Raw genomic sequence first — 237 nt, forward strand, 5'->3', positions numbered from 1 at the left:
TGAAGCGACAAGCCACTGCTATCGTGAGTCGCTCATGGCGACGAAGGTGTCGACATCCATCAGTGGGACAGGGATCACGATGAAAGCCCAATACCAGTAACGCTGTCGTTCATCCGGCTCAATGGCCTGAACCACCGAGAATGTACTGCTGTGGCCTGGGGTGAACGTCCCATCCTGGGCCATGCGACCATCCCCGGCGACCACTTGCCACTCTATCACCTGGGGGTCGACCTCTAC

1 protein-coding gene is annotated in these 237 nt (G+C 58.2%); it reads right to left on the reverse strand.

What is annotated here, in order from left to right:
* Positions 1-18: 18 nt before the first annotated feature.
* Positions 19-237, reverse strand: a 219-nt coding sequence (locus SB725_RS33775; RefSeq protein WP_410923768.1) for a hypothetical protein, incomplete at its 5' end; no start/stop codon positions are given.

Source organism: Pseudomonas sp. SIMBA_041 (genome assembly GCF_046535095.1).
GTDB classification, from domain to species: domain Bacteria; phylum Pseudomonadota; class Gammaproteobacteria; order Pseudomonadales; family Pseudomonadaceae; genus Aquipseudomonas; species Aquipseudomonas mucoides.